Here is a 24427-nt window from a genome sequence, read left to right on the forward strand (position 1 = left end):
GGCGCTCAGTCCAGCGTAATGGCCTGCGGACGCGTGCGGTAGAACTTCAGCGGGATTTCCTGGGCCTCACGCGTGGCCTGGTTCAGTACCGACTTCTTCATCTTGCCCACCACGTGCATCTCGCAGGGTTTGCAGTCAAAGCGCAGGGTGAGCTTCTCCTTGCCGTTTAGCAGCGTCAGTGGCTCGGCGCGCACCGTGCCCTGCACGCCCGTTACACCCTTGGCCTGCTTGGGGCACAGGCTCAACGAGAAGCGCACGCAGTGCTTGGTGATCATGAGGCTGACTTCGCCTTCTTCCTCATGGCTCTCGTAGGCCGCGGCAATGACCTTGACGCCGTGTTTGGCGTAGAAGTCGCGGGCCTTCTCGTTGTAGACGTTGGCCAGATAGGTCAGCGTGTCCTCCGGGTAGGCCACCGACGGCTCGACGGGTTTAGCGCGCGGCGGGCGCGCGTAAGCGCCGACGCGTGCCGTTTCCAGTGCGGCCACCGCGTCGCGGCGCAAAGCGTTGAGCGTGGAGGCTGGCACGAACCAGGGCTGGCTGAGTTCAAGCAGGATGTCTATCGGCTCGAAGAGGGTCGCGCCGAAGCGGCCCAGCTGCTCACGCAGCGTGGTCTCGGCCTGAGCGGGGTTCTTTGCTGGCTCCTTGGGTGCGTCTACGGCGGCCTGGCCCGTGTGACCGTCTTCGTCCGTGAGCTGCAATGAGAACCCGTTAACGGTTTCGGCCAGCTTGGCCCAGAGGCCGATGCGGCGTTCACTGGATTTCTTCTCCAGCATGCGCACCCAGTTCATGTCTCGGTTGCGGTTGAGTTCGGTGCCTTTGCGCAGGTCCTTCAGCCCGGCGATCGGGTCCTTGGGATAGACGCGCCAGGTATCGACGGACATGGCACCGGCCGGCTCGGCGCGGTTGATGGCCAGGCCCACGAGTTCCTTCTGCAGGTCGTAGTAGCACAAGCCGTCGCCGTTGTGCAGCACGGTGCCGGGCTCGGTAACCGTGAGTTCGACGAAATCTGGCCCAACCTTGGTGACATAACCGAGATGGCGACCGGGGTTCTTGGGCGTATCAAAAGCGCCGATGTCTTCCTTGCGGCCCTGCACGAAGTAGTCGGTGAACTCGCGGTTGAAGTTCTGGTTCGGGTCGGGCGTGAAGGTGAAGGTGGTCCTGCCACTGGAGGCGCGGGCCAGTTCCGGGCGTTGCTCCAGCAGCTCGTCAAAGAGCCTGCGGTAGTGCGCCGTGATGTTCTTGACGTAGGCCAGGTCTTTGTAGCGCCCTTCGATTTTGAAGCTGCGGATGCCGGCGTCCACCAGGGCAGCAAGATTCTCGCTCTGGTTGTTGTCCTTCATGGACAGCACGTGTTTGTCGTGGGCGACAAAACGGCCCTGGCTGTCCTGTACCTGGTAGGGCAGGCGGCAGGCCTGCGAGCAGTCCCCGCGGTTGGCGCTGCGGCCCGTATGGGCGTGGCTGATGTAGCACTGGCCGCTGTAGGCCACGCACAGGGCACCGTGGATGAAGAACTCCAGTGTGCAGTGCGTCTGCGCGCGAATGGCCTGGATCTGCTGCAGCGTCAGTTCGCGCGCGAGAACGATCTGGGACAGGCCGGCGTCCTGCAGGAAACGCGCCTTCTCAGGCGTGCGGATGTCGGTCTGGGTGCTGGCGTGCAACTGGATAGGGGGCAGGTCGATCTCCAGCAAACCCATGTCCTGGACGATCAGAGCGTCCACACCGGCATCGTAGAGCTGCCAGGCCAGCTTGCGGGCCGGCTCCAGCTCGTCGTCACGCAGGATGGTGTTGAGCGTGACAAAAACGCGGCTGTTGTAGCGATGGGCGTGCCGGACCAGGCGTGCGATGTCCTGCACCGGGTTGTCGGCCGTGCTGCGCGCGCCGAAGGAGGGGCCACCGATATAGATGGCATCGGCGCCATGGTTGATGGCTTCAATGCCGATGTCGGCTGTGCGCGCCGGCGACAGGAGTTCAAGCTGGTGATCGGGAATCGACATGCCCCCGATTATCCCAGCCTGCCGGAAATCTGGCAGGCCGGGTAGGGCCTTCAGCGCTCGGCCGGGGCGACGGCCGCGCCTTCAATGCCGTGCCGCTGGAGGGCCTGGGCGACAAAACCCGAGGCCTTCATTTCCTCGACAAAACCCCGCAGGTAGCTGACGCCGGCTTCGCCGCGCACGCGCGGCGTGCCCATGGCCTGGTTGATGACCATGAAACGGCCGGGCAGCAGGCGCAAGCCGGGCACACGCTTGGCATCGGCCTCGAGCTGCTGCTTGACGCCGGCGGCGACTTCGAGCTTGTTGGCGATAAAGTAGTCGACGACAACGGGCGAGGTCGGTGCGCGTTCCAGCGTGGCCCGCTTGATCTCGCGGCTCAGGTAGAGGTCATAGGCACTGCCCTTGCCCACGGCCACGCGCATGCCAGGGTGGTCCACCTCCTCATTGCGCCGGATCGGGGAGTCCTGACGCACGAGGTAGGCGCCTTCGATCACCACGTAGGCGGCGCTATAGAGCACGTCCTGTCCGCGCTGCGGGTCGATCGCGACAAAGGCGATGTCCACCTTGTCGGCCTTGAGCGCTTCCACGACCTGGCCGGCCGAGGTGAAGGTCACCAGCTCCAGCTTCACGCCCAGGCGCCGGGCCAGTTCACGCGACAGGTCGACCGAGACGCCCGTGGGCTGACCGGCCGCGTCCTTGTTGGCCAGGATGGGGTTGCCGAAGTTGATGGCGGCACGCAGGGTTCCCTGGGGTGCCAGTGCCTGCAGCGTGGCGGGCGGCACCGAACTGCAGGCCTGCAGCAGTGCTGACAGCCCGAGCAGGGAGACGATCTTGAGCAGGTGTTTCAGCCACGAGGTCACTGCAGTCATCAGAAGTCCACCTTCTCGCCGGGTTGCACCTTGAGCATCTTGTTGGCTTCGATGCCCAGCGCGGCCGAGAACTCGGCCGTGGTGCCCTTGAGTTGCGGAATGGTGCCGTAGTGGATGGGCAGGGCGTACTTGGGCTTGAGGTAATTCTTGACTGCGTAGGCGGCGTCGGCCGGACTCATGACAAAGTGGCCGCCAATGGGGATGAGCAGCAGGTCAGGCTTGTAGTACTCGCCGATGAACTTCATGTCACCGAACAGGCCGGTGTCCCCCATGTGGTAGATCTTGAAGCCGTTCTCCATCTCGATGATGAAACCCACTGGCTCGCCGCCCACATGGACCTCCTCCTTGGTCGTGGCCGGGTTCTTCCAGCCAAATTCAGACGAGTGTTCGGCATGGGTGGCGGTGATCTTCACGCTGCCCGGTCCGAAGGGCTCGATGGTTCCGCCCTTGCCAAAACGCGGGGCCAGTTCGGGCGGCAGCACGCCCAGGGTGGCGATGGTCTGGTTCATACCGGCCGGGCCGTACATGGGAACCTTGTGCATCTTGGCCAGGTCCGGAGCGTCGGCGACGTGGTCGAAGTGGGCGTGGGTGACCAGCACCAGATCGACCTTGCCCAGTGCCTCGAGGTTCTTGAAACCGGCCGGGGTCTTGGGGTTGGTGCGCAGCCAGGGGTCGACCACGATGACCTTGCCGCCGGGGGTGGTGATGCGCACGGCGGCCTGACCTAGCCACAGCACTTCGGTCTTGCCGCTTTGGGCACTGGCGCCCATGGCACCCAGCAGCAGGCTGGTCGCCAGGGCGGCTTTGAAGAGTGGGTTCAATACGGTGAACATGATGGAATCTCCTGGGCTGGGTTGGTGGGGACGTGTGCTGATTGAACACAGGCCGCCAGCCTGCGTCAAGCGAGCAAACCCCGCGAGTGCCATGTCGCAGCCATGAAAAAACGCGGCCACGGCCGCGTTTTTCGGGAAAGCCGCCAGGGTTTATTCGATCTTGGCCTTGGCGCGCAGTTCTTCCTGGTACTTCAGCAGCTTTTGCTGACCCAGTTGCTGAGCGATCTGCGGCTTGATGTCCTCGATCTTGGGCAGCTGGGCTTCGCGCACGTCGTCCAGACGGATCACGTGGTAGCCGAACTGGGTCTTGACCGGGGTCTCGGTGATCTTGCCCTTGGGCAGGGCGACCATGGCGTCGGAAAACTCCTTGACGTAGTTGCTGGCCGCGGCCCAGTCCAGATCACCACCGTTGGCGCCAGAGCCCGGGTCCTTGGACTGCTTCTTGGCGATGGCCTCGAACTTGGCGCCCTTCTTGAGCTGGGCGATGATGGCCTTGGCCTCAGCTTCCTTCTCGACCAGGATGTGGCGGGCACGGTATTCCTTGCCGCTGTTGGCCGTGGCGAACTTGTCGTATTCAGCCTGGACTTCAGCGTCGGTGATCGGGTTGTTCTTCTGGAAGGTGGTGACCAGGTCGCGGATCAGCAGGGAGTCGCGCGTGAAGTCCATCTGGGCCTTGAATTCAGCGCTGCTGTCCAGGCCCTGTTTCTGTGCTTCCTGCACCAGCAGTTCGCGGTCGACCACGGCCTTCTTGAGTTCTTCCATCATCTCGGGAGTGATCTGGCGGCCCGAGCGGGCGAACTGCTGGGCCAGCGCGTCCACGCGCGTCAGCGGGATCGGCTTGCCGTTGACGATGGCCAGGTTCTGCGCCTGGGCCGGCATGGCCAGGGTGCCCATCAGGGTAGCGAGGGCCAGGGCCGGAAGTATCAGCTTGTTCATCATGAGTCCTAGGAAAACGAGAGGGGAACCGGTGGTGATCTAGAGTGTTTCGATCGCGATGGCATGCACGCCCTGGGCGATGAAATCTTGCAGCGCATCATACACAAGGCGATGGCGCGCCACGCGTGAGACATCTGTAAAAAAGGGTGAAGCAATGCGCACCCGGAAGTGGGTGCCGTAGGGTGTGCCGTTGGAGCCGGTGTGGCCGGCATGGGCCGCGCTTTCATCGATGACTTCCAGCAGGCCGGGCTGCAGTTTTTCCCGCAGCCGCTGGGCCATGAGGTCGGCCAGTCCGGACAGATCCTGTGTCACTGGGATACCTCCGTGCTGCTCACTGCGGTGCGAGCTTGCTTGAATCGGTTCTGCGCGGCGCTCACGGGGTTCAGGCCTGGTCGGTCTTCAGGTAGCGGGCGATGTACAGGCCCTGGCCGACGATGAAGAGCAGGGGGAAGGCATAGCCCCAGAGCTTGAAATTGACCCAGACCTCGGTGCTGTAGAAAGCCGCCACGTAGCCGTTGAGCGCGGCCATGAAAGCGCAGTAGACGATCCAGGCCACGTTCAGGCGCATCCACACGGCATCCGGCAATTCCAGCTGGCTGCCCAGCAACAGCTTGAGGTAGTTCTTTTTCATGACCCACAGGGCCACGGCCAGCGCGATGGCCATGGCCGCGTAGAGCACGGTGGGTTTCCACTTGATGAATCGGTCGTCGTGCAGGGCCAGGGTCAGCGTGCCGAAGACCAGGATCAGCAACAGGGTGATCTTCTGCATGGCCTGCAGCTTGCGGTCGATGGCGTAGATCAGGCCGGTCTGAATCACCGTGGCGGCCATCAGCACCGCGGTGGCGACGTAGATGTCGTAGAACTTGTAGGCGCCGAAAAACAGCAGGATGGGAAAGAAGTCGATCAGGATTTTCATGCGCTGATTATCGGACGGAGATGAGGTGGGGTGACTCGCCAGGCTTGTTGTCCGGAGCGCCGCAGAACCGGCCTTGCCGGGCTACGGGTGCGGCTCCCCGCAAAAGGGGGTGGCGCAGGGAGCGTTGCCTGGGGCTTAGTCCTTGTGTTCCAGGGCGGCGGAGTTCATGCAATAGCGCAGGCCCGTGGGCGTGGGGCCATCCTCGAACACATGGCCAAGATGCGCGCCGCACTGGGCACAGACGGTTTCCACGCGCACCATGCCGTGGCTGATGTCGCGCCGCTCTTCAATGGCATGGGGTTCCGCCGGCTCCGAGAAGCTGGGCCAGCCGCAACCGGCGTCGAACTTGCTGTCAGCCTCGAACAGGCGGGCGCCGCAGCAGACACAGCTGTAGTGGCCGGGTTTCCAGAAGTCGGCGTACTTGCCCGTGAACGGGCGCTCGGTGGCCGCGTGGCGTGTGACCTGGTAGGCACCGGGCTCGGCATGCTTTTCGGCCAGCAGGGCTTTCCACTCTTCTGCAGTTTTCTGGATGGCGTAACTCATGACTGGACACTCTCGCTCAAGATGAACAACTGATTTCGATGCCGCTGGCCCATTCGGGCGGAAAACCGGCCTCGGCCTCATGGCCGGGGTGCTCGTCATAAGGAGTCTCCAGCAGGGCCAGAAGTTTCGCAACCCCGGAAAAATCCTTGTCCCGTGCCTGGCGGATGGCCAGCTCGCCCAGGTGGTTGCGCAGGACAAATTTGGGATTGACCTTGAGCATGCCGGCCCCACGGTTACCGTCTTCGCGGGCCAAGCGGGCATCGTAGAGGCGCAGCCAGTCGTCCAGGGCGACACGGTCCAGGAACAGGTCGCGCACCGGGGCGGCCTGGCTGTCGGCTGCGTAGTGGCTGAGCCGGCGCCAGAAGATGGTGTGGTCCACGCGTTCCTGTGCCAGCAGCTTCAGGATACCTTCGACCAGCGCCCGGTCCTCAGGCTGCGCTCGTTGCAGCCCGAGCTTGGCGCGCAGACGTGCTTCCAGTTCTGCCGGGAACACCGTCTTGTAGGACTCCAGCGCGGCCAGGGCAAGCTCCTGATCGTCGATCAACGGCAGCAGGGCCTGACCCAGGGCGTAGAGGTTCCAGTAGGCGATGTTGGGCTGGCGGCCGTAGGCGTAGCGACCCTGGTCGTCAGAGTGGTTGCAGATATGAGCTAGGTCGTAGCCGTCCAGGAACTGGAAGGGGCCATAGTCCAGGGTCAGGCCCAGGATGCTCATGTTGTCGGTGTTCATGACGCCATGGCAGAAGCCCACGGCCTGCCACTGGGCCAGCAGCGCCGCGGTGCGTTCGCTGACGGCTTCGAGCAGGGCCGCGTAGACGTTGCCCGCGAACTTGTCGTTCGCTCGGCAGGCCGGGTAGTAGTTGTCGATGACAAAGTCCGCCAGCCGGCGCAGTTCTTCGGGGCGGTCGTTGGCGGCAAAGTGCTCGAAATGGCCGAAGCGAACGAAGCTGGGCGCCACGCGCGTGACCACGGCGGCGGTCTCGATGGTTTCGCGCCGAATCGGCGCGTCCGAGCCCGTCACGCACAGGGCCCGTGTGGTCGGGATGCCCAGGCCGTGCATGGCTTCGCTGCACAAAAATTCGCGGATGCTGGAACGCAGCACGGCGCGGCCGTCGCCCATGCGTGAGTAAGGCGTGCGGCCGGCGCCCTTGAGCTGGAGCTCCAGGCCGTCAGCGGTTTCGCCCAGCAGCAAGGCCCGGCCGTCGCCAAGCTGACCGGCCCAGATACCGAACTGGTGGCCGCTGTAGACCGTCGCCACGGGCTGGGTGTCGGCCAGGGGGCGGTTGCCGCTGAGCGCCTGCAGCAGGTCCTCAGAGTTCACCCAGTCCTGCGGCAGGCCCAGGGCCTGCCCCACGCGGCGACTCTGACCGACCCAGTAGGGGGCGGGCAGCGGCTGCGGGGGGAGCGCAGTGTGGAAAGCCGGGCCGAGGGCGGCGTAGCGGTTGACCCAGTGCAGGCCGGTCTCAACGGCAGCTTTCCCGTCCAGGGTGGTTTCAGTGGCGACAGACATGGCTGGATTGTCTCGCAGCCGACGATCTCCGGTCCGGATCAGGGACTTACCCTCAGTGAACAGGACTATCCCTTGGTTCATACTGGCACGCAGAGCACCTAGAACAAAGAAGGAGACCTGTCCATGCTCGGATTGATGCAAAGCCAGCCCCTGCTGATTTCTTCCCTGATCGACTTTGCCGAACGGCACCACGGGGACGGCGAGATCGTCTCGCGCCGCGTCGAAGGCGACATCCACCGCTACCACTGGCGCGACGTCGCCGTGCGGGCCCGCCGCGTGGCCAACGCGCTCGATGCCATGAAGCTGCAGTTCAGCGACCGGGTGGCCACCCTGGCCTGGAACGGTTATCGCCATCTGGAACTGTATTTCGGTGTCAGCGGTTCGGGCCGTGTGCTGCACACCCTCAACCCGCGCCTGCACCCTGAGCAGATCGCCTGGATCGCCAACCACGCCGAAGACCAGGTCGTGTGTTTCGACCTGAGTTTTCTGCCCATCATCCAGGCCGTGCATAGCAAATGCACCACGGTGAAGCACTGGATCGCCTTGTGTGACGCGGACAAACTCCCCAAGGACAGCGGCATTCCGAATCTGCAGAGCTACGAGGCCTGGATCGGCGCCCAGTCGGAGAAATACCGTTGGCCGGAATTCGACGAGAACTCGGCCTCCAGCATGTGCTACACCAGCGGCACCACCGGCAACCCCAAGGCCGCGCTGTACAGCCACCGCTCCACCATCCTGCACGCCTACGCAGCAGCGCTGCCCGATGTGATGTGCCTGAGTGCGCGCGACTCGGTGCTGCCGGTGGTGCCCATGTTCCACGTCAACGCCTGGGGCATCCCATACTCGGCGGCCCTGACCGGCGCAAAACTGGTTTTCCCGGGACCAGCACTGGACGGCAAGTCGATCTACGAACTGATCGAGTCCGAGCGCGTGAGTTACGCCGCCGGCGTGCCCACCATCTGGCAGATGCTGCTGGGCCACCTGAAGCCCAATGGCCTGAAGTTCTCCACGCTCAAGCGCACGGTCATCGGTGGCTCGGCCTGCCCGCCGGCGATGATCACCGCCTTCCGCGAAGAGTACGGCGTGGAGGTGCTGCATGCCTGGGGCATGACGGAGATGTCGCCCCTGGGCACGCTGTGCACGCTCAAGAACAAGCACCTGACCATGCCCGAGGCCGAGCAGATGAAGATCCGCCTCAAGCAGGGACGCGCCATCTACGGCATGGACATGAAGATCGTGGGCGGTGACGGCAAGGAGCAGCCCTGGGACGGCAAGGCCTATGGCGACCTGCTGGTGCGCGGCCCCTGGATCCTGCGCGAGTACTTCAAGGGGGAGGGCGGCAACCCGCTGGTCCAGGACGGCTGGTTTCCCACCGGTGACGTGGCCACCATCGACCCCGACGGTTATATGCAGATCACCGACCGCAGCAAGGACGTGATCAAGTCCGGCGGCGAATGGATCAGCTCGATCGATGTGGAAAACATCGCCGTGGCCCACCCGGCCGTGGCCATGGCGGCCTGCGTGGGCATGAAACATCCGAAATGGGACGAGCGTCCTGTGGTCGTGGTGGTGAAGAAGCCGGGAGCGGAGGTAAGCAAGGAAGAACTGCTCCAGTTCTACGAGGGCAAGACAGCGAAGTGGCAGATTCCGGACGACGTGATCTTTGTCGATGCCATCCCCCTGGGCGCCACCGGCAAGATGCTCAAGACCCGGCTGCGGGAGACGCTGAAGGATTACAAACTGCCGGGCACCTGAAGCGGCCCCGGGCAGGCGGAATGACCCGCTGTGGTGCAAGGTCGTAGGACCGACGGCAGCGGAGTCGCAAAGGCGATAGTTCTAGGGCAATCCCTAGCGCGTTGATAGTTGAATTTGGTTACTCTGCAAACATTCTGACAACGAGGAGACGACAAATGAAGTTCACCGTGAAATTCGTGACCGCCGCCGCAACCCTGGCTTTTGCCGGCGCGGCCCTGGCCCAGAAGGGCGAAACCGTCAAGATCGCATGGATCGACCCGCTGTCAGGCCTCATGGCCCCGGTGGGCAACAACCAGGTCCGCAGCTTCCAGTTCTTCGGCGAGAAGTTCAGCGGCGCGGGTAACCCGGCTGGCGTGAAGTTCGAGATCATCGCCCTGGACAACAAGCTCAGCCCGGCCGAAAGCCTGAACCAGCTCAAGGCTGCGATCGACCAGGGCGTGCGCTACATCACGCAGGGCAATGGCTCCTCGGTGGCCGGTGCGCTGATCGACGCCGTGGCCAAGCACAACGAGCGCAACCCCGGCAAGGAAATCATCTACCTGAACCACTCGGCTGTGGATCCCGATTTCACCAACAGCAAGTGCAACTACTGGCACTTCCGCTTCGACGCCGACACCTCCATGAAGATGGAAGCCATCACCACCTTCATGAAGGACCAGAAGGACGTCAAGAAGGTCTACCTGCTGAACCAGAACTACTCGCACGGCCACCAGGTCGCCAAGTTCGCCAAGGAAACGCTGGCGCTCAAGCGCCCCGACGTCCAGATCGTCGGCGAAGACCTGCACCCGCTGGCCCAGGTGCGCGACTTCGCGCCCTACATCGCCAAGATCAAGGCTTCGGGCGCTGACACCGTGATCACCGGCAACTGGGGTTCGGACCTGGCCCTGCTGGTCAAGGCTGCCAACGAAGGCGGCTACAACGGCAAGTTCTATACCTACTACACCGGCGTGAGCGGTACGCCGACCGCCCTGGGCCAGACCAGCGCGGGCCGCGTCTTCCAGGTGTCCTACAACCACTACAACATGGGTGGCGACATGGGCAAGTGGCAGGCCGAGTACAAGGCCAAGTTCAAGGATGACTTCTATACCGGCTCGGTGATCCACATCTACAAGGCCCTGGGTGAAGCCATGGCCAAGGCCAAGTCGACCGATCCGGTCAAGGTGGCCGCCGCCCTGGAAGGCCTGAAGTTCAAGAGCTACAACGGCGACGTCGAGATGCGCAAGACCGATCACCAGATGCAGCAACCGCTGTACCTGACGGTCTGGCAGAAGGCGGACAAGAAGTTCCCCTACAGCCCGGAAAACACCGGCATGACGCTGGCCTTGGTCAAGGAATTCCCCTCCTACGTGTCCAGCACGCCCACCAGCTGCCAGATGAAGCGCCCCTGAGTTTTCCTGATCGCAGCCAGGCATGGGGCCCGATTGCTCTGAAAAGGTCGGGCCTTTTTCATGTCTGATCGCCAAGTAATGAGGTCTGCCACGCAGACACGGAAGGTTGTTTCCTGATGGAGTTCTTCATCATCTCCATGCTCAACGGCTTGAGCTATGGGCTCCTGCTGTTCATGCTCAGCTCCGGGCTGACGCTGATCTTCAGCATGATGGGCGTGCTCAATTTCGCCCATGCCAGCTTCTACATGCTGGGCGCCTATATCGGCTACAGCGTGGCTTCCCTGGTTGGCTTCTGGCCCGGCCTGATCGTGGCGCCGCTGCTGGTCGGTGCACTCGGCGCGGTGTTCGAGCGCCTGGCCCTGCGCAAGGTGCACAAGTACGGCCATGTGCCGGAGCTGTTGATCACCTTCGGCCTGTCGTACATCATCCTCGAGCTGGTTCAGCTGGTCTGGGGCCGTACGGCCGTGGAGTTCCGCCCGCCCGAGCTGCTGCAGGGCCCGATGTTCACGCTGATCAACCACGCGGCAGAGGGCATCAGCCTGGTCTGGGGCATGGCACCCGCAGAACTTTGCGAGGCCGCCGCCTGCTCGCCGTTCCCGGCTACGCGCGGTTTCATGATGCTGGTGGCCTTGTTCATGCTGGTGTCCTTGTGGCTCATGCTCACGCGTACCCGCATCGGCTTGGTGATCCAGGCTGCGCTGACCCACCCCGAGATGGTCGAGTCCCTGGGCCATAACGTGCCGCGCGTGTTCATGCTGGTGTTCGGCGCCGGTGCCGCGCTGGCCGGCCTGGGCGGTGTGATTGGCGGCAGTACCTTTGTGACCGAACCGGCCATGGCCGGCACGGTGGGCTCGGTCATCTTCGTGGTGGTGGTGGTGGGCGGGCTGGGTTCGCTCTCCGGCGCCTTCCTCGCCTCGGTGCTGATCGGCGTGATCCAGACCTTTGCCGTGGCTTTCGACTACTCGTTCGTCACGCTGGCGCAGCAGCTGGGGCTGGAGCTTGGCGCCGCAGCGCGCAACAACTCGGTGCTCAAGCTCACACTTTCGCAGGTCGCGCCCATCCTGCCCTATCTCTTCCTGGTCCTGATCCTGATCTTCCGGCCCAAGGGCCTGCTCGGTACACGGGACGAGTGAACATCATGGTCAAGCACTACTACGAATTCAAACCCTACAACGTTGGACGCTGGATCATCTGGGGCTTCTTCGCGCTGCTCCTGCTCCTTGCGCCCAAGGTCTTCACCAGCGGCCTGTCGGTGACGATGTTGTCGCAGATGGGCATCGCCATCATCGCCTGCCTGTCCTACAACATGCTGCTGGGGCAGGGCGGCATGTTGAGCTTCGGTCATGCCGTCTACTCGGGCCTGGGCTCCTACATGGCCGTCCATGCCCTGAACATGGTCAGCAAGGGAACCCTGCCCATCCCGGTCAGTCTGCTGCCCATCATCGGCGGCCTGGCCGGCATGGGGTTTGCCGTGCTCTTTGGTTACGTCACCACGCGCAAGTCGGGCACGCCATTTGCCATGATCACGCTGGGCATGGCCGAGCTGGTCTTCGCCATGTCGCTGATGTTCTCCGAGTTCTTCGGTGGCGAGGCGGGTGTCTCGGGCAACCGGGTGACGGGCTCGTCTTTCTTCGGCATCAACTTCGGCCCGGGCATCCAGGTCTATTACCTGATCGCGGTCTACACCTTCATCTGCGTGGCACTGATGTTCGCTTTCACGCGCACGCCGCTGGGCCGCATCCTGAACGCTGTGCGCGACAACCCGGAACGGGTGGAGTTCATCGGCTACAGCACGCAGCGTGTGCGTTACCTGGCCTTCATCATCTCGGGTTTCTTCGCCGGCATCGCGGGCGGCCTGGGCGTCATCCTGTTCGAGATCGTCACGGCCGAGGTGGTGAGCGGCATTCGCTCCGGCGCCTACCTGCTGTTCACCTTCCTGGGCGGTGCCACGTTCTTCTTCGGCCCCATCATCGGCGGGGTGCTGATGGTGCTGGCTTCGGTGCTGCTGTCCGAGATCACCAAGGCCTGGCTGCTCTACCTGGGCCTTATCTTCGTGTTCATGGTGATGTACGCGCCGGGCGGCATCGCCAGCCTGATCATGATGAACCTGCGCGTGGCCAGCTTCGGCTTCCTGCGCAAGCTCTGGGTCAGCTACCTGGGTCTGGCCATCTCAGCCCTGGTGCTGCTGCTGGGCGCTGCGGTGCTGATCGAGATGATCTATCACATCCAGCTCAATCTCTCCATGGGCCCCGAGCTGACTTTCATCGGCATCCCGCTCAACGCGCACAGCCCGGACCACTGGTTCGGCGGCGCCTTCGTGCTGCTGACGGGACTGGGCCTGTTCGAACTGTGCCGCCGGCACTACGTGCATGAATGGGGTGTGGTCCAGGAAGACATCGAAAAAGAAATCAAGCGGAGGGAAGCGCTATGAGCGGGGCCACGAACATGACCCAACCTGCACTGGAGCTCAAGGCGCTGCGCAAGAGTTTTGGCCGGACCGAAATCATCCGCGGTGTCGATCTGGTCGTCCAGCCGGGCGAGCGCGTGGCGGTGATCGGCCCCAACGGTGCCGGCAAGTCCACGCTGTTCAACCTCATCAGCGGGCGCTTCGGACCGACCAGCGGCGAAGTGCTGCTGCATGGCCGTCGCATCGACGGCATGCGGCCCTACGAGATCAACCGCATGGGCCTGGCGCGCAGCTTCCAGATCACCAACATCTTCCCCAAGCTCAGTGTTTTCGAGAACCTGCGCTGCGCCGTGCTCTGGAGCATGGGCTACCGCTACACCTTCTTCAAGTTCCTCGCCGACCTGGACGATGCCAACGACCGCACCGAGGAACTGCTGGAGATGATCCGCCTGGACAAGAAGCGCGACATCCTCGCCGTGAACCTGACCTATGCCGAGCAGCGGGCGCTGGAGATCGGCGTCACCATCGCCGGCGGCGCCAGCGTGATCCTGTTGGACGAACCGACCGCCGGCATGAGCAAGAGCGAGACGACGCGCTTCATCAAGCTGATCCGCGAAGTCACCGAGGGCAAGACCCTGCTGACCGTGGAGCACGACATGGGCGTGGTCTTCGGCCTGGCCGACAAGATCGCGGTGGTGGTCTATGGCGAGTTGCTGGCCTTCGACACACCGGAGGCCGTGCGTGCGAACGCGCGTGTGCAGGAAGCCTATCTGGGCTCGACCGTGGCCGATTCGCAGGCGGGGGGACATTGAGATGACGGCTTTGCTGAAAGTTGAGAGCCTGCACGCCTTTTATGGCAAGAGCCATGTGCTGCATGGTGTGAGTTTCGAAGTGCAACCGGGCGAGATCGTGGCCCTGCTGGGGCGCAACGGATCGGGCCGCTCCACCACGGCCAAGGCCGTCATGGGCCTGGTGGACTGCGCCGGCAGTGTGCAGTGGAAGGGCGGGGAGATCCAGGGCAAGAAGGCCTTCGAGATCGCCCACCTGGGCGTGGGTTACGTGCCGGAGAACCGTGACATCTTCCCTGACCTGACCGTCCACCAGAACCTGATGCTGGGCGAGAAAGGCAAGGGCCGCAAGAGCCGCTGGACCTTCGACGACATGTACACCATGTTCCCGCGCCTCAAGGAGCGGGAGCACACCGAGGCCGGTGTGCTGTCAGGGGGCGAGCAGCAGATGCTGACCCTGTGCCGCACCCTCATGGGCGACCCGGACCTGATCATCATCGACGAGCCCACCGAAGGCCTGGCCCCCAAGATCGTGGAGCTGGTGGGCCAGTACCTGAAGACGCTCAAGGAGCGCGGAATCTCGGTCCTCCTGATTGAACAGAAGCTGACCATCGCCATGGCCATCTCCGACCGCGCCCTGGTCATGGGGCACGGCAGCATCGTCTTCGAGGGTACCCCCGAAGCGCTGCGCAACGACAGCTACACCCGCAAGGAGTGGCTCGAGGTCTGAGCCTTCCAGGCCGGGTTTCAGGGGGTTTGTCCCAGCGGTGACAAACCCTCGTTGCATCGCAACATAAACCTTCTACAATCAAAAATCGAACGATCGTTCTATTTTCTGAACCACCCGAGGAACGCAAGCATGAGCGCTGAATACAAGGTGCATGGCGACGTCGCCGTGATCACGCTGAACAACCCGCCCGTCAACGGCCTGGGCTATGAAACCCGCAAGGGCATCACTGAGGCGCTGGCCAAGGCCAACGCCGACGGCAAAGTCAAGGCCGTCGTCATCACCGGCGCCGGCAAGGCCTTCTCGGGCGGTGCGGACATCAAGGAATTCGGTACCCCCAAGGCCCTGCAGGAACCCAATCTGCTGAGCGTCATCCTGGCCATCGAGAACTCGGCCAAGCCCGTGGTGGCCGCCATGCACACCATCGCCATGGGAGGGGGCCTGGAGCTGCCCCTGGGCTGCCATTACCGCATCGCTGCACCGGGCTGCAAGGTGGCCCTGCCTGAAGTCAAACTCGGTCTGATCCCTGGAGCCGGTGGCACGCAGCGTTTGCCGCGCGCCCTGGGTGTGGAGCCCGCGCTGAACATGATCGTCAGCGGCGAGCCCGTGCCCAGCGAGATGCTGGCCATGGTGCCCGGCCAGAAGCTCTTCGACAAACTGGCCAAGTCCAACGAAACACTGCTGGACGAAGCGATTGCCCTGGCCCAGGAAAAGGCCGACGTGCGCCCGCTGCCTCTGGTGCGCAACCTGCCGGCCAAGCACCCGCTGGGAGACGCCTATTTCCAGTTCGCCCGCAATATGGTGGGCGGCATGTCCAAGAATTTCCCAGCCCCGCTCAAGTGTGTGGACGCCGTGGAAGCCGCCACCAAGAAGAAATTCGACGAAGGTCTGCTCTACGAGCGCGAGATCTTCATCAACCTGATGTGGACCCCTGAGTGCCGCGCACTGCGCCACATCTTCGCCGCAGAACGCGCCGCCTCCAAGATTCCGGATGTGCCGGAAGACACCCCGAAACGCGAGATCAAGGCTGTGGCCGTCATCGGCGCGGGCACCATGGGTGGCGGCATCACCATGAATTTCTTGAACGCCGGCATTCCCGTGAAAATGCTGGAGATGAAACAGGAAGCGCTGGACCGCGGCCTGGCCACCATCCGCAAGAACTACGAAGCCCAGGTCACCAAGGGCAAACTGAAGCAGGACAAGTACGAGCAGCGCATGGCGCTGCTGTCGACCACGCTGAACTACGACGACCTCAAGGACGCCGATCTCGTGATCGAGGCTGTCTTCGAGGAGATGGGTGTCAAGGAGACCGTGTTCAAGAAGCTGGACGAGGTCATGAAACCCGGCGCCATCCTGGCCTCCAACACCTCCACGCTGGACGTCAACAAGATCGCCTCCTTCACCAAGCGTCCGCAGGACGTGGTGGGCCTGCATTTCTTCAGTCCCGCCAACGTCATGAAGCTGCTGGAAGTGATCCGCGGCGCCAAGACCGGCAAGGACGTGCTGGCCACCGTGATGGCCGTGGCCAAGACCATCAAGAAGACCGCCGTGGTCTCCGGTGTCTGCGACGGTTTCATCGGCAACCGCATGATTGAGCAATACAGCCGCCAGGCCGGTTTCCTGATCGAGGAGGGCGCCACGCCAGAGCAGGTCGACAAGGCGGTCGAGAAATTCGGCTTCGCCATGGGCCCCTTCCGCATGGGTGACCTGGCTGGCAATGACATCGGCTGGGCCATCCGCAAGCGTCGTTACGTGGAAAAGCCGGGCATGAAATACAGCAAGACCGCCGACCTCCTGTGCGAGATGGGCCGTTACGGCCAGAAAACCGGCGCCGGCTGGTACGACTACAAGCCGGGCAAGCGCGACGCCATCCCCAGCCCGGTCGTGGTGGAGATGATCGAGAAGCACCGCAAGGACATGAGCATCACGCCGCGCAAGATCTCCGACGAAGAGATCGTTCAGCGCCTGGTCTACGCCCTGGTCAACGAGGGGGCGCATATCGTGGAGGAGGGCATTGCCTCGCGCGCCAGCGACATCGACATGGTCTACCTGACCGGCTACGGCTTTCCCATCCATCGCGGCGGCCCCATGCAGTACGCCGACACCATCGGCCTGTTCAACGTGGTCCAGAGCATGCAACGCTTTGCGCAGAACCCGCTGGACGACGCCAAGTTCTGGCAGCCGGCGCCGTTGCTGGCCAGGCTGGTGGCCGAAGGCAAGAGCTTCAACGGCTGAGCGCAGACCAGCTGCCTTGTTGAACGGACGCTGAAACTGAGCCATGAACAGCGGAAAAATCATGCGCCGCGGCCTGCTGGCCCTCTCGCTGCTCATCGCCGTGCTTGCACTGGCGGTGGCTGGCAAGACTTGGCTGACGCCGTCGCGGCAGATCGCGGTGGGGGCCATCGAGCCGGCCCGGGTGGATGCGGCGCTGGCGGCCTCCCGTCTGGGGGCGGCTGTGCGCTTCCGTACCGTCTCCAGCGAGAGCGACCCGGCGCTGAACCGCGAGGAGTTCGAGAAGTTCCACGCCTTCCTGGCGCGGTCCTTCCCGCGCCTGCACACCCAGCTCAAGCGCGAACTCGTGGGCGGTCTGTCGCTGCTCTACACCTGGCCGGGCAGTGACCCGCTGGCCAAGCCTGTTGCGCTGATGGCGCACCAGGATGTGGTGCCCATCGCTTCCGGGACCGAGAGCAAGTGGCAAGTACCACCTTTTGCCGGCGAGATCCGTGACGGTTATGTCTGGGGCCGCGGCGCCTGGGACAACAAGGGCAACCTGATGTCCCAGCTGGAAGCCGTCGAAATGCTGCTGGGCGCCGGTTTCCAGCCGCGCCAGACGGTCTACCTGATCGCCGGCGCGGACGAAGAGGTGGGGGGGCGCCGGGGCGCCCTGGCCATCGCTGCGCTGCTGAAATCCCGCGGTGTCCAGCTGGACTTTGTGCTGGACGAAGGCCTCGTGATCACCCAGGGCGTGCTGCCCGGCTTGAACCAGCCGGCGGCGCTCATTGGCGTGGCGGAGAAGGGTTATGCCTCCTACCAGATCAGTCTGGACACCTCGCCCGGGCATTCCTCCATGCCGCCGGCGCACACTGCCATCGGCATGATGAGTACAGCCCTGGCCCGTCTGGAAGACCGGCAGATGCCGGCCGCCATCCGAGGCGTGGCGCTGGACATGTTCGATACGCTGGCGCCGGAGATGACGGGCATGAACCGTGTGCTGCTGTCCAATCTGTGGCTGTTCCGCCCCCTGGTGCAGGCGCAGCTGGAGAAAAGCCCGAGCAGCCATGCCATGTTGCGCACCACTACGGCGCTGACCATCTTCCAGGCCGGCAACAAGGACAACGTGCTGCCCGGTCACGCCGAGGCCGTGGTCAACTTCCGGCTCCTGCCGGGTGACACCGTGGCCGGTGTGCAGGACCATGTGAAACAGGCCATCGGCAACGAGGCCATCAGCGTCAAGCCCCGCGAGTGGGCCAACGAAGCCTCCCCGGTGTCGCCCATCGTCAGCCCGGGATACCGCCTGCTGGGTCGCACGGTGCGCGAGGTGTTTCCCGGCACGGTGGTGGCCCCCGGCCTGATGATCGCGGCCACCGACTCGCGCCATTACACCGGGCTGTCGGGGCAGATCTACCGCTTCTCGCCGGTGCGCGCCCGGCCCGAGGACCTGACCCGCTTCCATGGCACCGACGAGCGCATCTCGGTCGCCAACTATGTCGAAGCCATCCAGTTTTATCACCAGCTGTTGCGGAATGCCTCGCGGCCCGAGACGCCCTGAACCCGCATCGAACCTTTAGCCAGAAAGACCTCACCATGACGAACGCCGTTATCGTTTCCACCGCACGCACTCCCCTGGCCAAGAGCTGGAAGGGCGCTTTCAACATGACCCACGGCGCCACCCTGGGTGGCCATGCCGTACAGCACGCCATCCAGCGCGCCGGCATCGACGCCGGTGAAGTAGATGACGTGCTCATGGGCTGCGCCACACCCGAAGGCGCCACGGGCTCCAACATCGCGCGTCAGATCGCGCTGGCTGCGGGCTGCCCGGTCACGGTATCGGGTGTCACGGTCAACCGCTTCTGTTCCTCGGGCCTGCAGACCATCGCCATGGCCGCGCAACGCATCATCGCCGGCGAGGGCGATGTCTACGTGGCCGGCGGCGTGGAGAGCATCTCCTGCGTGCAGAACGAGGCCAACCGCCACATGATCACCGACCCGGCCCTGCTCAAGGCCAAGCCCGAGATCTACTGGAACATGCTGCAGACCGCCGAGCAGGTGGCCAAGCGTTACAACATCGGTCGCGACGTGATGGACGAGTACGGCGCCGCCAGCCAGCAGAAGGCTTGCGCCGCCCAGGCTGCCGGCCTGTTCGCGGCCGAGATCGCCCCCATCACCGTGACGGCCGGCGTGGCCGACAAGACTCTGGGCCTGATCACCAAGAAGGTCACGGTGAGCGCGGACGAAGGTCTGCGCGAAGGCACCACGAAAGAGGGCATCAGCGGTATCAAGCCGGCCATGCCTGGCGGCGTGATCTCGGCCGGGAATGCCAGCCAGTTTTCCGACGGCGCCGGTGCCTGCGTGCTCATGAGCGAAGAGCTGGCAAGCCAGCGTGGTTTCAAGCCCCTGGGCCGTTTCCTCGGTTTTGCCGTGGCGGGTTGTGAGCCCGACGAGATGGGCATTGGCCCGGTCTTTGCGGTCCCGAAGGTGCTCAAGCGCCTGGGCCTGAAGGTCAGCGATATCGATCTTTGGGAACTCAACGAAGCTTTTGCCGTACAGGTGCTCTACTGCCGCGACAAACTGGGCATCCCGGCGGATCGCCTGAACGTCAACGGCGGCGCGATCGCCGTGGGCCATCCCTATGGCGTGAGCGGCCAGCGCCTGACCGGTCATGCACTGATCGAGGGCAAACGCCGCGGCGCCAAGCGCGTGGTGGTCACCATGTGCATCGGCGGCGGCATGGGCGCAGCCGGTGTGTTCGAAGTCCTCTGAGCTGGCCATGGGCACCACACCCCCGCCATTGACCGTCTCGCCCGAGGCGTTCCTGGCGATGGGGCGGGAAGTGCTGGCGAGTCAGCCCTTCAGCGTGCTGATCGGTGCGCAATTGCACGCGCTCTCGCCGGGACAATGCGAACTGCACGTGCCCGTCACGGAGGCCATCCGCCAGCAGCACGGTTTCGTGCACGGGGGCGTGGTCAGCTACGCCGCCGATAACGCGCTGACCTATGCCGGCGGCACCGCCATGCGCGTGCCGGTGGTGACCTCCGAATTCAAGATCAACTACCTGCGGCCCGCCGTGGGCGAGCGTCTGATCGCGCGTGCCCACGCCGTGCATCAAGGCAAGAACCAGGCGGTCTGTCGCTGTGACGTGTTCGTGGTGAAGGATGGCGCGGAAAAGCTCTGCGCGATCGCCCAGGGCACGATCACCGCGCTGCCCGCCCAGCCTTCGGAATGACTTCATGAGCTATCGCCAGACCCTCGACTTCCTGCTCTACCAGTGGCTGGCCGCTGATGCGTTGAACCAGCGCGAGCGTTTCGCCGACCATAACCGTGAAACCTACGACGCCGTGCTCGACACCTGCGAACGCATCGCGCGCGAGAAATACGCGCCCTTCAACCGCACGGTCGACATCGAGGAGCCGCGTTTCGACGGCGAGCGGGTGATCCTGCCGCAGGCCACCCACGACGCCCAGAAAGCCTACGCCGCCTCGGGCATGCTCAGTGCCGCGCAGGACTACGAGGTGGGTGGCATGCAGCTACCCTACACGGTGGAGGCGGCGGCCAATTCCTTTTTTGCCATGGCCTCGGTCAGCATAGGCTCGGGCCTGCTGACCTCCGGCAATGCCAACCTGCTGATGGCGCACGGCACGGATCTGCAGAAGGAAGTCTTTGCCAAGAACGAGTTCGCAGGGCGCTTCTCGGGCACCATGTGCCTCTCCGAGCCGCAGGCCGGCTCGTCCTTGAGCGACATCGCCACGCGTGCCGTACCCGATGGCTCTGATTTCCAGAACGATCCGCTCGGTCCGCGTTACCGTCTCAAGGGCAACAAGATGTGGATCTCGGCCGGCGAGCATGAGCTGACCGAGAACATCATTCACCTGGTGCTGGCCAAGATCCCGGGCCCCGACGGCAAGCCCGTGCCGGGCACGCGCGGCATTTCGCTTTTCGTCGTCCCCAAGAAGCTGGTGGACACGCAGGGCCAGCTGACCGGGGAGCGCAACGATGTGGCCCTGGCCGGCCTGAACCACAAATGCGGCTGGCGCGGCACGACGAACACGCTGCTGAATTTCGGCGAGGGCAAATACCCCGTGCGGGGCGGAACGGGTGCGATCGGCTACCTCGTGGGCCAGCCCGGCCAGGGCCTGCGCTGCATGTTCCACATGATGAACGAGGCACGTATCGGCATCGGCATGGCGGCCACCATGCTGGGCATGGCGGGTTATCAGGCCTCGCTGGACTACGCAAAAAACCGGCCGCAAGGGCGACCGATCGGACCCGACGGGAAAGACGCCGCCAAGCCCCAGATCCGCATCATCGAGCACGCCGACATCAAGCGCATGCTGCTGGCCCAGAAAGCCTGGTGCGAAGGGTCGCTGGCGCTGCAGCTCTATTGCGCACGCCTGATCGACGAGCAGCATACGGGTGCACCTGCTGCTGCCGATGAAGCGCGCCTGCTGCTGGAGGTGTTGACGCCCATCGCCAAGAGCTGGCCCAGCGAATGGTGCCTGGAGGCGAATTCCCTGGCCATCCAGATCCACGGTGGTTACGGCTACACACGCGACTTCCCGGTGGAGCAGTACTGGCGCGACAATCGCCTCAACATGATCCACGAGGGCACGCACGGCATCCAGGCCCTGGACCTGCTGGGGCGCAAAGTGCTGATGGAGGAGGGGCGTGGCCTGCAACTGCTGGCGGGTCGCATGACAGCGACCATCGCCCGCGCCCGGCAACAGGCCGAACTGGCGCCGTACGCGACCCAGTTGGCCCAGGCCTTGCAACAAGTCGGCGCGGCCACGCAAGCGGCATGGTCCACGGGCCAACCCGCCGAGGCCCTGGCCAACGCCGTGCCGTATCTGCAGGCTTTCGGCCACACCGTGCTGGCCTGGATCTGGCTGGAGGTCGCGTTGGTGTCGCAAGCCGGTGCACAGGATGCGGGCAACCGCGGCCGCCTGTTGTCAGCCCGGTATTTCTTCCGATATGAATTGCCGAAAATCGGCGCCTGGCTTAAGGTGGTGGAATCCCGTGACATGACGTGTGCGGAATTTCCCGAAGAGGCGTTCTGATGGCAAGCGAAATCAACAAACTCCGCGTCGAGCGGCTGGTCTGGATCCTGGTCTACGGCGGTCTGCTGACGCTGGTACTGGGCATGTTCCTTCAGCGGTATGACAGGCTGCTGGCCGATACCTTCCAGATCTGCGGCACCATCGTCGCCAGCATCGGGGCCCTGCTGATCTGGGTCCGTTCACGCATGAAATAACCGAGGAACCAAGGCAGAAGACCATGACACGCAGCATTCAGCAACTTTTCGACCTCAAGGGCAAGACCGCCCTGATCACCGGCGGCTCGCGCGGCCTGGGCCTGCAACTGGCCCAGGCGCTGGGCGAAGCCGGTGCGCGCGTGATGCTCAGCGCCCGCAAGGCCGAGGAACTGGAGGTGGCCGTGGCCGACCTTCAGGCCGCCGGTATCGACGCACGCTGGATCGCCGCGGACTGCGCCCGGGAGGAGGACATCCATCGCCTGGCCGATGAGACCATGCATCGCATGGGCGGGGTGGACATCCTGGTCAACAACGCCGGTGCTGCCTGGGGGGCACCCGCCGAAGACCACCCGATCCCCGCCTGGGACAAGGTGATGAACCTCAACATCCGTGGTTACTTCATCCTGAGCCAGGTGATCGGCAAGAAGAGCATGATCCCGCGCAAGACGGGCCGCATCATCAACGTGGCTTCCATAGCCGGCCTGGGCGGCAACCCGCCCGAGATGACCACGATCGCCTACAACACCTCCAAGGGGGCCGTGATCAACTTCACGCGCGCGCTGGCAGCCGAATGGGGTAAATACAGCATCAACGTCAACGCCATCTGCCCGGGGTTTTTCCCGAGCAAGATGACAGCCGGTACCCTGGCCGCCTGGGGTGAGGAGAACCTGAAGAAACACGCACCGTTGCAGCGCCTGGGCGACGACGAGGATCTCAAGGGCCTGTGCGTGCTCTACGCCTCGGCCGCCGGCAAGCACATCACCGGCCAGTGGCTGGCCGTGGATGGCGGCGTGAGCTGCGTGACCGGAGGTTGAGGAGCCTGTATGTCGATTCCTTTTGGCGTGCGCGTCCCCTTTGTCGATCACCTGGGCTTCACCCTGGAGCGCTTCGAGAATGGCCAGTCTGAGCTGCACTACGAAGCCAGACCCGAGCACCTGAACTCCTTCGCCGTCACACACGGCGGCGCCACCATGACGCTGATGGACGTGGCCATGGCCACGGCCGCACGCAGCGTGCAGCCCGAGATGGGTGTCGTCACCATCGAGATGAAAACCAGCTTCATGCAGGCCGCACGCGGCAAGCTCACGGCCAAGGGCCGGCTGATCCACCGCACCGCAACGCTGGCCTTCACCGAAGCCACGCTGTATGACGCCGAGGGCAGGGCCTGCGCCCATGCCACCGGCACCTTCAAGTACGTCAAGCGCCTGCCGACCGGCCCCAGGGAAAGCAACGCGCTTAACGTGATTTCCACCGATTGACACAGACAGAGAGACACACCATGCCCAGCAACCGCCAAATCCTGCTCGACAACCGCCCCGAGGGCGAAGCCACCACGAGCAACTTCAAGCTCGTCACCACCCAGACGCCCGCCCTGCAGGATGGCCAGGTACTGGTACGTCACCACTATCTGAGCCTGGACCCTTACATGCGCGGCCGTATGAACGACAGCAAGAGCTACGCCCAGCCGCAGCCGCTGGGTGAGGTCATGATCGGCGGCACCGTCGGCGAAATCGTCGAAAGCCGCCACCCCAAGTTCGCCGCCGGTGACAAAGTCGTGGGCATGGGCGGCTGGCAGGAATACAGCGTGGTCGACGCCAACCAGCCTGGCGCCGTGCGCAAGGTGGACACCACCCATGTGCCGCTGAGCCACTACCTGGGCGCGGTGGGCATGCCCGGCGTAACGGCCTGGTACGGTCTGGTCAAGATCATCGATCCCAAGGCCGGCCAGACCATGGTGGTCAGCGCCGCTACCGGTGCCGTGGGCAGTGCCTATGGCGCACTGGCCAAGGCGCGCGGCTGCCGCGTGGTGGGCATTGCCGGCGGCAAGGACAAGTGCGACTATGCGGTCAATGAGCTGGGCTTCGACGCCTGCATCGACTACAAGCAGCACAAGGATGCGGGTTCTTTGTCCAAGGCGCTCAAGCAGGCCTGTCCCAATGGCATCGACGGTTATTTCGAGAACGTGGGCGGCATGGTGCTGGACGCCGTGCTATTGCGCATGAACGCCTTCGGCCGCATCGCGGTCTGCGGCATGATCGCGGGCTACGATGGCCAGCCCATGCCCCTGGCCAACCCCGCGCTGATCCTTGTCAACCGTCTCAAGATCGAAGGCTTCATCGTCAGCGAGCACATGGACATCTGGCCCGAGGCGCTCAAGGAACTGGGCATGCTGGTCGGTACGGGCAAGCTGCGTCCGCGCGAGAGCGTGGCGCAGGGTCTGGAGGCCGCACCCGAAGCTTTCCTAGGCCTGCTCAAGGGCAAGAACTTCGGCAAGCAGCTCGTCAAACTGATCTAGGCGACG

The 24427-nt window shown here is 64.0% G+C and carries 23 protein-coding genes; 15 read left to right on the forward strand and 8 right to left on the reverse strand.

All coding sequences use genetic code 11. From position 1 onward, the window contains the following. Positions 1 to 5 precede the first annotated feature (5 nt). The 8 genes from AC07NT_RS06640 to AC07NT_RS06675 all read right to left on the reverse strand — a co-directional run bounded on the left by AC07NT_RS06640 (position 6) and on the right by AC07NT_RS06675 (position 7595). Positions 6 to 1994 (reverse strand): peptidase U32 family protein, encoded by a 1989-nt coding sequence (locus tag AC07NT_RS06640; RefSeq protein ID WP_498597229.1) that lies wholly within the window; start codon positions 1992 to 1994, stop codon positions 6 to 8. A gap of 50 nt (positions 1995 to 2044) precedes the next feature. Further along, complete coding sequence (locus AC07NT_RS06645; protein WP_498597228.1) at positions 2045 to 2860, reverse strand: ABC transporter substrate-binding protein; 816 nt, start codon at positions 2858 to 2860, stop codon at positions 2045 to 2047. Further along, positions 2860 to 3630, reverse strand: coding sequence for a metal-dependent hydrolase (locus AC07NT_RS06650; protein ID WP_498598490.1), 771 nt, complete (start codon positions 3628 to 3630; stop codon positions 2860 to 2862). Before AC07NT_RS06650 ends, AC07NT_RS06645 begins: the two co-directional genes overlap by 1 nt. Before the next feature lie 213 nt (positions 3631 to 3843). Then, entirely contained in the window at positions 3844 to 4629 is a 786-nt protein-coding gene (locus AC07NT_RS06655) for a peptidylprolyl isomerase (protein ID WP_498597227.1), read from the reverse strand. Positions 4630 to 4668: 39 nt separating this feature from the next. Next, entirely contained in the window at positions 4669 to 4908 is a 240-nt protein-coding gene (locus tag AC07NT_RS06660) for a BolA family protein (protein WP_498598489.1), read from the reverse strand. Positions 4909 to 5011: 103 nt separating this feature from the next. Continuing rightward, positions 5012 to 5545, reverse strand: coding sequence for a septation protein A (locus tag AC07NT_RS06665; RefSeq protein WP_498597226.1), 534 nt, complete (start codon positions 5543 to 5545; stop codon positions 5012 to 5014). Between the two features lie 135 nt (positions 5546 to 5680). Beyond that, complete coding sequence (msrB, locus tag AC07NT_RS06670; protein WP_498597225.1) at positions 5681 to 6088, reverse strand: peptide-methionine (R)-S-oxide reductase MsrB; 408 nt, start codon at positions 6086 to 6088, stop codon at positions 5681 to 5683. A gap of 16 nt (positions 6089 to 6104) precedes the next feature. After that, positions 6105 to 7595: a protein adenylyltransferase SelO gene (locus AC07NT_RS06675; RefSeq protein ID WP_498597224.1), complete on the reverse strand. Its 1491-nt coding sequence runs from the start codon at positions 7593 to 7595 to the stop codon at positions 6105 to 6107. A 123-nt stretch (positions 7596 to 7718) separates the two neighbouring features. On the opposite strand from AC07NT_RS06675, the gene AC07NT_RS06680 reads away from it, so the two are divergent. The 15 genes from AC07NT_RS06680 (at position 7719) to AC07NT_RS06750 (ending at position 24421) form a co-directional block, all read left to right on the forward strand. Next, complete coding sequence (locus tag AC07NT_RS06680; protein WP_498597223.1) at positions 7719 to 9350, forward strand: 3-(methylthio)propionyl-CoA ligase; 1632 nt, start codon at positions 7719 to 7721, stop codon at positions 9348 to 9350. A gap of 155 nt (positions 9351 to 9505) precedes the next feature. Continuing rightward, positions 9506 to 10738: a branched-chain amino acid ABC transporter substrate-binding protein gene (locus AC07NT_RS06685; protein WP_498597222.1), complete on the forward strand. Its 1233-nt coding sequence runs from the start codon at positions 9506 to 9508 to the stop codon at positions 10736 to 10738. A gap of 116 nt (positions 10739 to 10854) precedes the next feature. Next, positions 10855 to 11871: a branched-chain amino acid ABC transporter permease gene (locus AC07NT_RS06690; RefSeq protein ID WP_498597221.1), complete on the forward strand. Its 1017-nt coding sequence runs from the start codon at positions 10855 to 10857 to the stop codon at positions 11869 to 11871. 5 nt (positions 11872 to 11876) lie between these two features. Continuing rightward, positions 11877 to 13169: a branched-chain amino acid ABC transporter permease gene (locus tag AC07NT_RS06695; RefSeq protein ID WP_498597220.1), complete on the forward strand. Its 1293-nt coding sequence runs from the start codon at positions 11877 to 11879 to the stop codon at positions 13167 to 13169. Positions 13170 to 13183: 14 nt separating this feature from the next. Next, positions 13184 to 13957: an ABC transporter ATP-binding protein gene (locus AC07NT_RS06700; RefSeq protein WP_498597219.1), complete on the forward strand. Its 774-nt coding sequence runs from the start codon at positions 13184 to 13186 to the stop codon at positions 13955 to 13957. 10 nt (positions 13958 to 13967) lie between these two features. Further along, positions 13968 to 14663 (forward strand): ABC transporter ATP-binding protein, encoded by a 696-nt coding sequence (locus AC07NT_RS06705; RefSeq protein ID WP_498598488.1) that lies wholly within the window; start codon positions 13968 to 13970, stop codon positions 14661 to 14663. A gap of 129 nt (positions 14664 to 14792) precedes the next feature. Further along, complete coding sequence (locus AC07NT_RS06710; protein WP_498597218.1) at positions 14793 to 16895, forward strand: 3-hydroxyacyl-CoA dehydrogenase NAD-binding domain-containing protein; 2103 nt, start codon at positions 14793 to 14795, stop codon at positions 16893 to 16895. 43 nt (positions 16896 to 16938) lie between these two features. After that, complete coding sequence (locus tag AC07NT_RS06715) at positions 16939 to 18429, forward strand: M20 family peptidase (RefSeq protein ID WP_498597217.1); 1491 nt, start codon at positions 16939 to 16941, stop codon at positions 18427 to 18429. A gap of 35 nt (positions 18430 to 18464) precedes the next feature. After that, entirely contained in the window at positions 18465 to 19640 is a 1176-nt protein-coding gene (locus tag AC07NT_RS06720) for an acetyl-CoA C-acyltransferase (protein WP_498597216.1), read from the forward strand. Between the two features lie 7 nt (positions 19641 to 19647). Next, positions 19648 to 20103, forward strand: coding sequence for a PaaI family thioesterase (locus AC07NT_RS06725; RefSeq protein ID WP_498597215.1), 456 nt, complete (start codon positions 19648 to 19650; stop codon positions 20101 to 20103). A gap of 4 nt (positions 20104 to 20107) precedes the next feature. Then, positions 20108 to 21931, forward strand: coding sequence for an acyl-CoA dehydrogenase (locus AC07NT_RS06730; protein WP_498597214.1), 1824 nt, complete (start codon positions 20108 to 20110; stop codon positions 21929 to 21931). After that, positions 21931 to 22125 carry a hypothetical protein gene (locus AC07NT_RS06735; RefSeq protein WP_498597213.1) on the forward strand — a complete coding sequence of 65 codons (195 nt, stop codon included), beginning with the start codon at positions 21931 to 21933 and terminating at the stop codon, positions 22123 to 22125. The genes AC07NT_RS06730 and AC07NT_RS06735 overlap by 1 nt, the downstream gene beginning before the upstream one ends. A 23-nt stretch (positions 22126 to 22148) precedes the next feature. Next, positions 22149 to 22940 (forward strand): SDR family oxidoreductase, encoded by a 792-nt coding sequence (locus AC07NT_RS06740; protein WP_498597212.1) that lies wholly within the window; start codon positions 22149 to 22151, stop codon positions 22938 to 22940. Positions 22941 to 22949: 9 nt separating this feature from the next. Continuing rightward, on the forward strand, positions 22950 to 23384 hold the full coding sequence (locus AC07NT_RS06745) for a PaaI family thioesterase (RefSeq protein WP_498597211.1): 435 nt from the start codon (positions 22950 to 22952) through the stop codon (positions 23382 to 23384). A gap of 20 nt (positions 23385 to 23404) precedes the next feature. Beyond that, the gene (locus AC07NT_RS06750) at positions 23405 to 24421 is read left to right on the forward strand and encodes an NADP-dependent oxidoreductase (protein ID WP_498597210.1); all 1017 of its coding nucleotides are present in this window, start codon (positions 23405 to 23407) and stop codon (positions 24419 to 24421) included. Positions 24422 to 24427 lie beyond the last annotated feature (6 nt).

This window comes from Hylemonella sp. GW821-FHT10B10, from assembly GCF_059415585.1.

What these genes read in the sequence shown, in the direction of transcription:
- AC07NT_RS06715 (WP_498597217.1), top strand. Translation starts at nt 16,939, where the DNA reads ATGAACAGCGGAAAAATCATGCGCCGCGGCCTGCTGGCCCTCTCGCTG.
- AC07NT_RS06710 (WP_498597218.1), top strand. Translation starts at nt 14,793, where the DNA reads ATGAGCGCTGAATACAAGGTGCATGGCGACGTCGCCGTGATCACGCTG.
- AC07NT_RS06680 (WP_498597223.1), top strand. Translation starts at nt 7,719, where the DNA reads ATGCTCGGATTGATGCAAAGCCAGCCCCTGCTGATTTCTTCCCTGATC.
- AC07NT_RS06690 (WP_498597221.1), top strand. Translation starts at nt 10,855, where the DNA reads ATGGAGTTCTTCATCATCTCCATGCTCAACGGCTTGAGCTATGGGCTC.
- msrB (WP_498597225.1), bottom strand. Translation starts at nt 6,088, where the DNA reads ATGAGTTACGCCATCCAGAAAACTGCAGAAGAGTGGAAAGCCCTGCTG.
- AC07NT_RS06725 (WP_498597215.1), top strand. Translation starts at nt 19,648, where the DNA reads ATGGGCACCACACCCCCGCCATTGACCGTCTCGCCCGAGGCGTTCCTG.
- AC07NT_RS06665 (WP_498597226.1), bottom strand. Translation starts at nt 5,545, where the DNA reads ATGAAAATCCTGATCGACTTCTTTCCCATCCTGCTGTTTTTCGGCGCC.
- AC07NT_RS06645 (WP_498597228.1), bottom strand. Translation starts at nt 2,860, where the DNA reads ATGACTGCAGTGACCTCGTGGCTGAAACACCTGCTCAAGATCGTCTCC.
- AC07NT_RS06650 (WP_498598490.1), bottom strand. Translation starts at nt 3,630, where the DNA reads ATGGGCGCCAGTGCCCAAAGCGGCAAGACCGAAGTGCTGTGGCTAGGT.
- AC07NT_RS06700 (WP_498597219.1), top strand. Translation starts at nt 13,184, where the DNA reads ATGACCCAACCTGCACTGGAGCTCAAGGCGCTGCGCAAGAGTTTTGGC.
- AC07NT_RS06655 (WP_498597227.1), bottom strand. Translation starts at nt 4,629, where the DNA reads ATGAACAAGCTGATACTTCCGGCCCTGGCCCTCGCTACCCTGATGGGC.
- AC07NT_RS06740 (WP_498597212.1), top strand. Translation starts at nt 22,149, where the DNA reads ATGACACGCAGCATTCAGCAACTTTTCGACCTCAAGGGCAAGACCGCC.
- AC07NT_RS06750 (WP_498597210.1), top strand. Translation starts at nt 23,405, where the DNA reads ATGCCCAGCAACCGCCAAATCCTGCTCGACAACCGCCCCGAGGGCGAA.
- AC07NT_RS06640 (WP_498597229.1), bottom strand. Translation starts at nt 1,994, where the DNA reads ATGTCGATTCCCGATCACCAGCTTGAACTCCTGTCGCCGGCGCGCACA.
- AC07NT_RS06735 (WP_498597213.1), top strand. Translation starts at nt 21,931, where the DNA reads ATGGCAAGCGAAATCAACAAACTCCGCGTCGAGCGGCTGGTCTGGATC.
- AC07NT_RS06720 (WP_498597216.1), top strand. Translation starts at nt 18,465, where the DNA reads ATGACGAACGCCGTTATCGTTTCCACCGCACGCACTCCCCTGGCCAAG.
- AC07NT_RS06660 (WP_498598489.1), bottom strand. Translation starts at nt 4,908, where the DNA reads ATGGCCCAGCGGCTGCGGGAAAAACTGCAGCCCGGCCTGCTGGAAGTC.
- AC07NT_RS06745 (WP_498597211.1), top strand. Translation starts at nt 22,950, where the DNA reads ATGTCGATTCCTTTTGGCGTGCGCGTCCCCTTTGTCGATCACCTGGGC.
- AC07NT_RS06695 (WP_498597220.1), top strand. Translation starts at nt 11,877, where the DNA reads ATGGTCAAGCACTACTACGAATTCAAACCCTACAACGTTGGACGCTGG.
- AC07NT_RS06675 (WP_498597224.1), bottom strand. Translation starts at nt 7,595, where the DNA reads ATGTCTGTCGCCACTGAAACCACCCTGGACGGGAAAGCTGCCGTTGAG.
- AC07NT_RS06685 (WP_498597222.1), top strand. Translation starts at nt 9,506, where the DNA reads ATGAAGTTCACCGTGAAATTCGTGACCGCCGCCGCAACCCTGGCTTTT.
- AC07NT_RS06730 (WP_498597214.1), top strand. Translation starts at nt 20,108, where the DNA reads ATGAGCTATCGCCAGACCCTCGACTTCCTGCTCTACCAGTGGCTGGCC.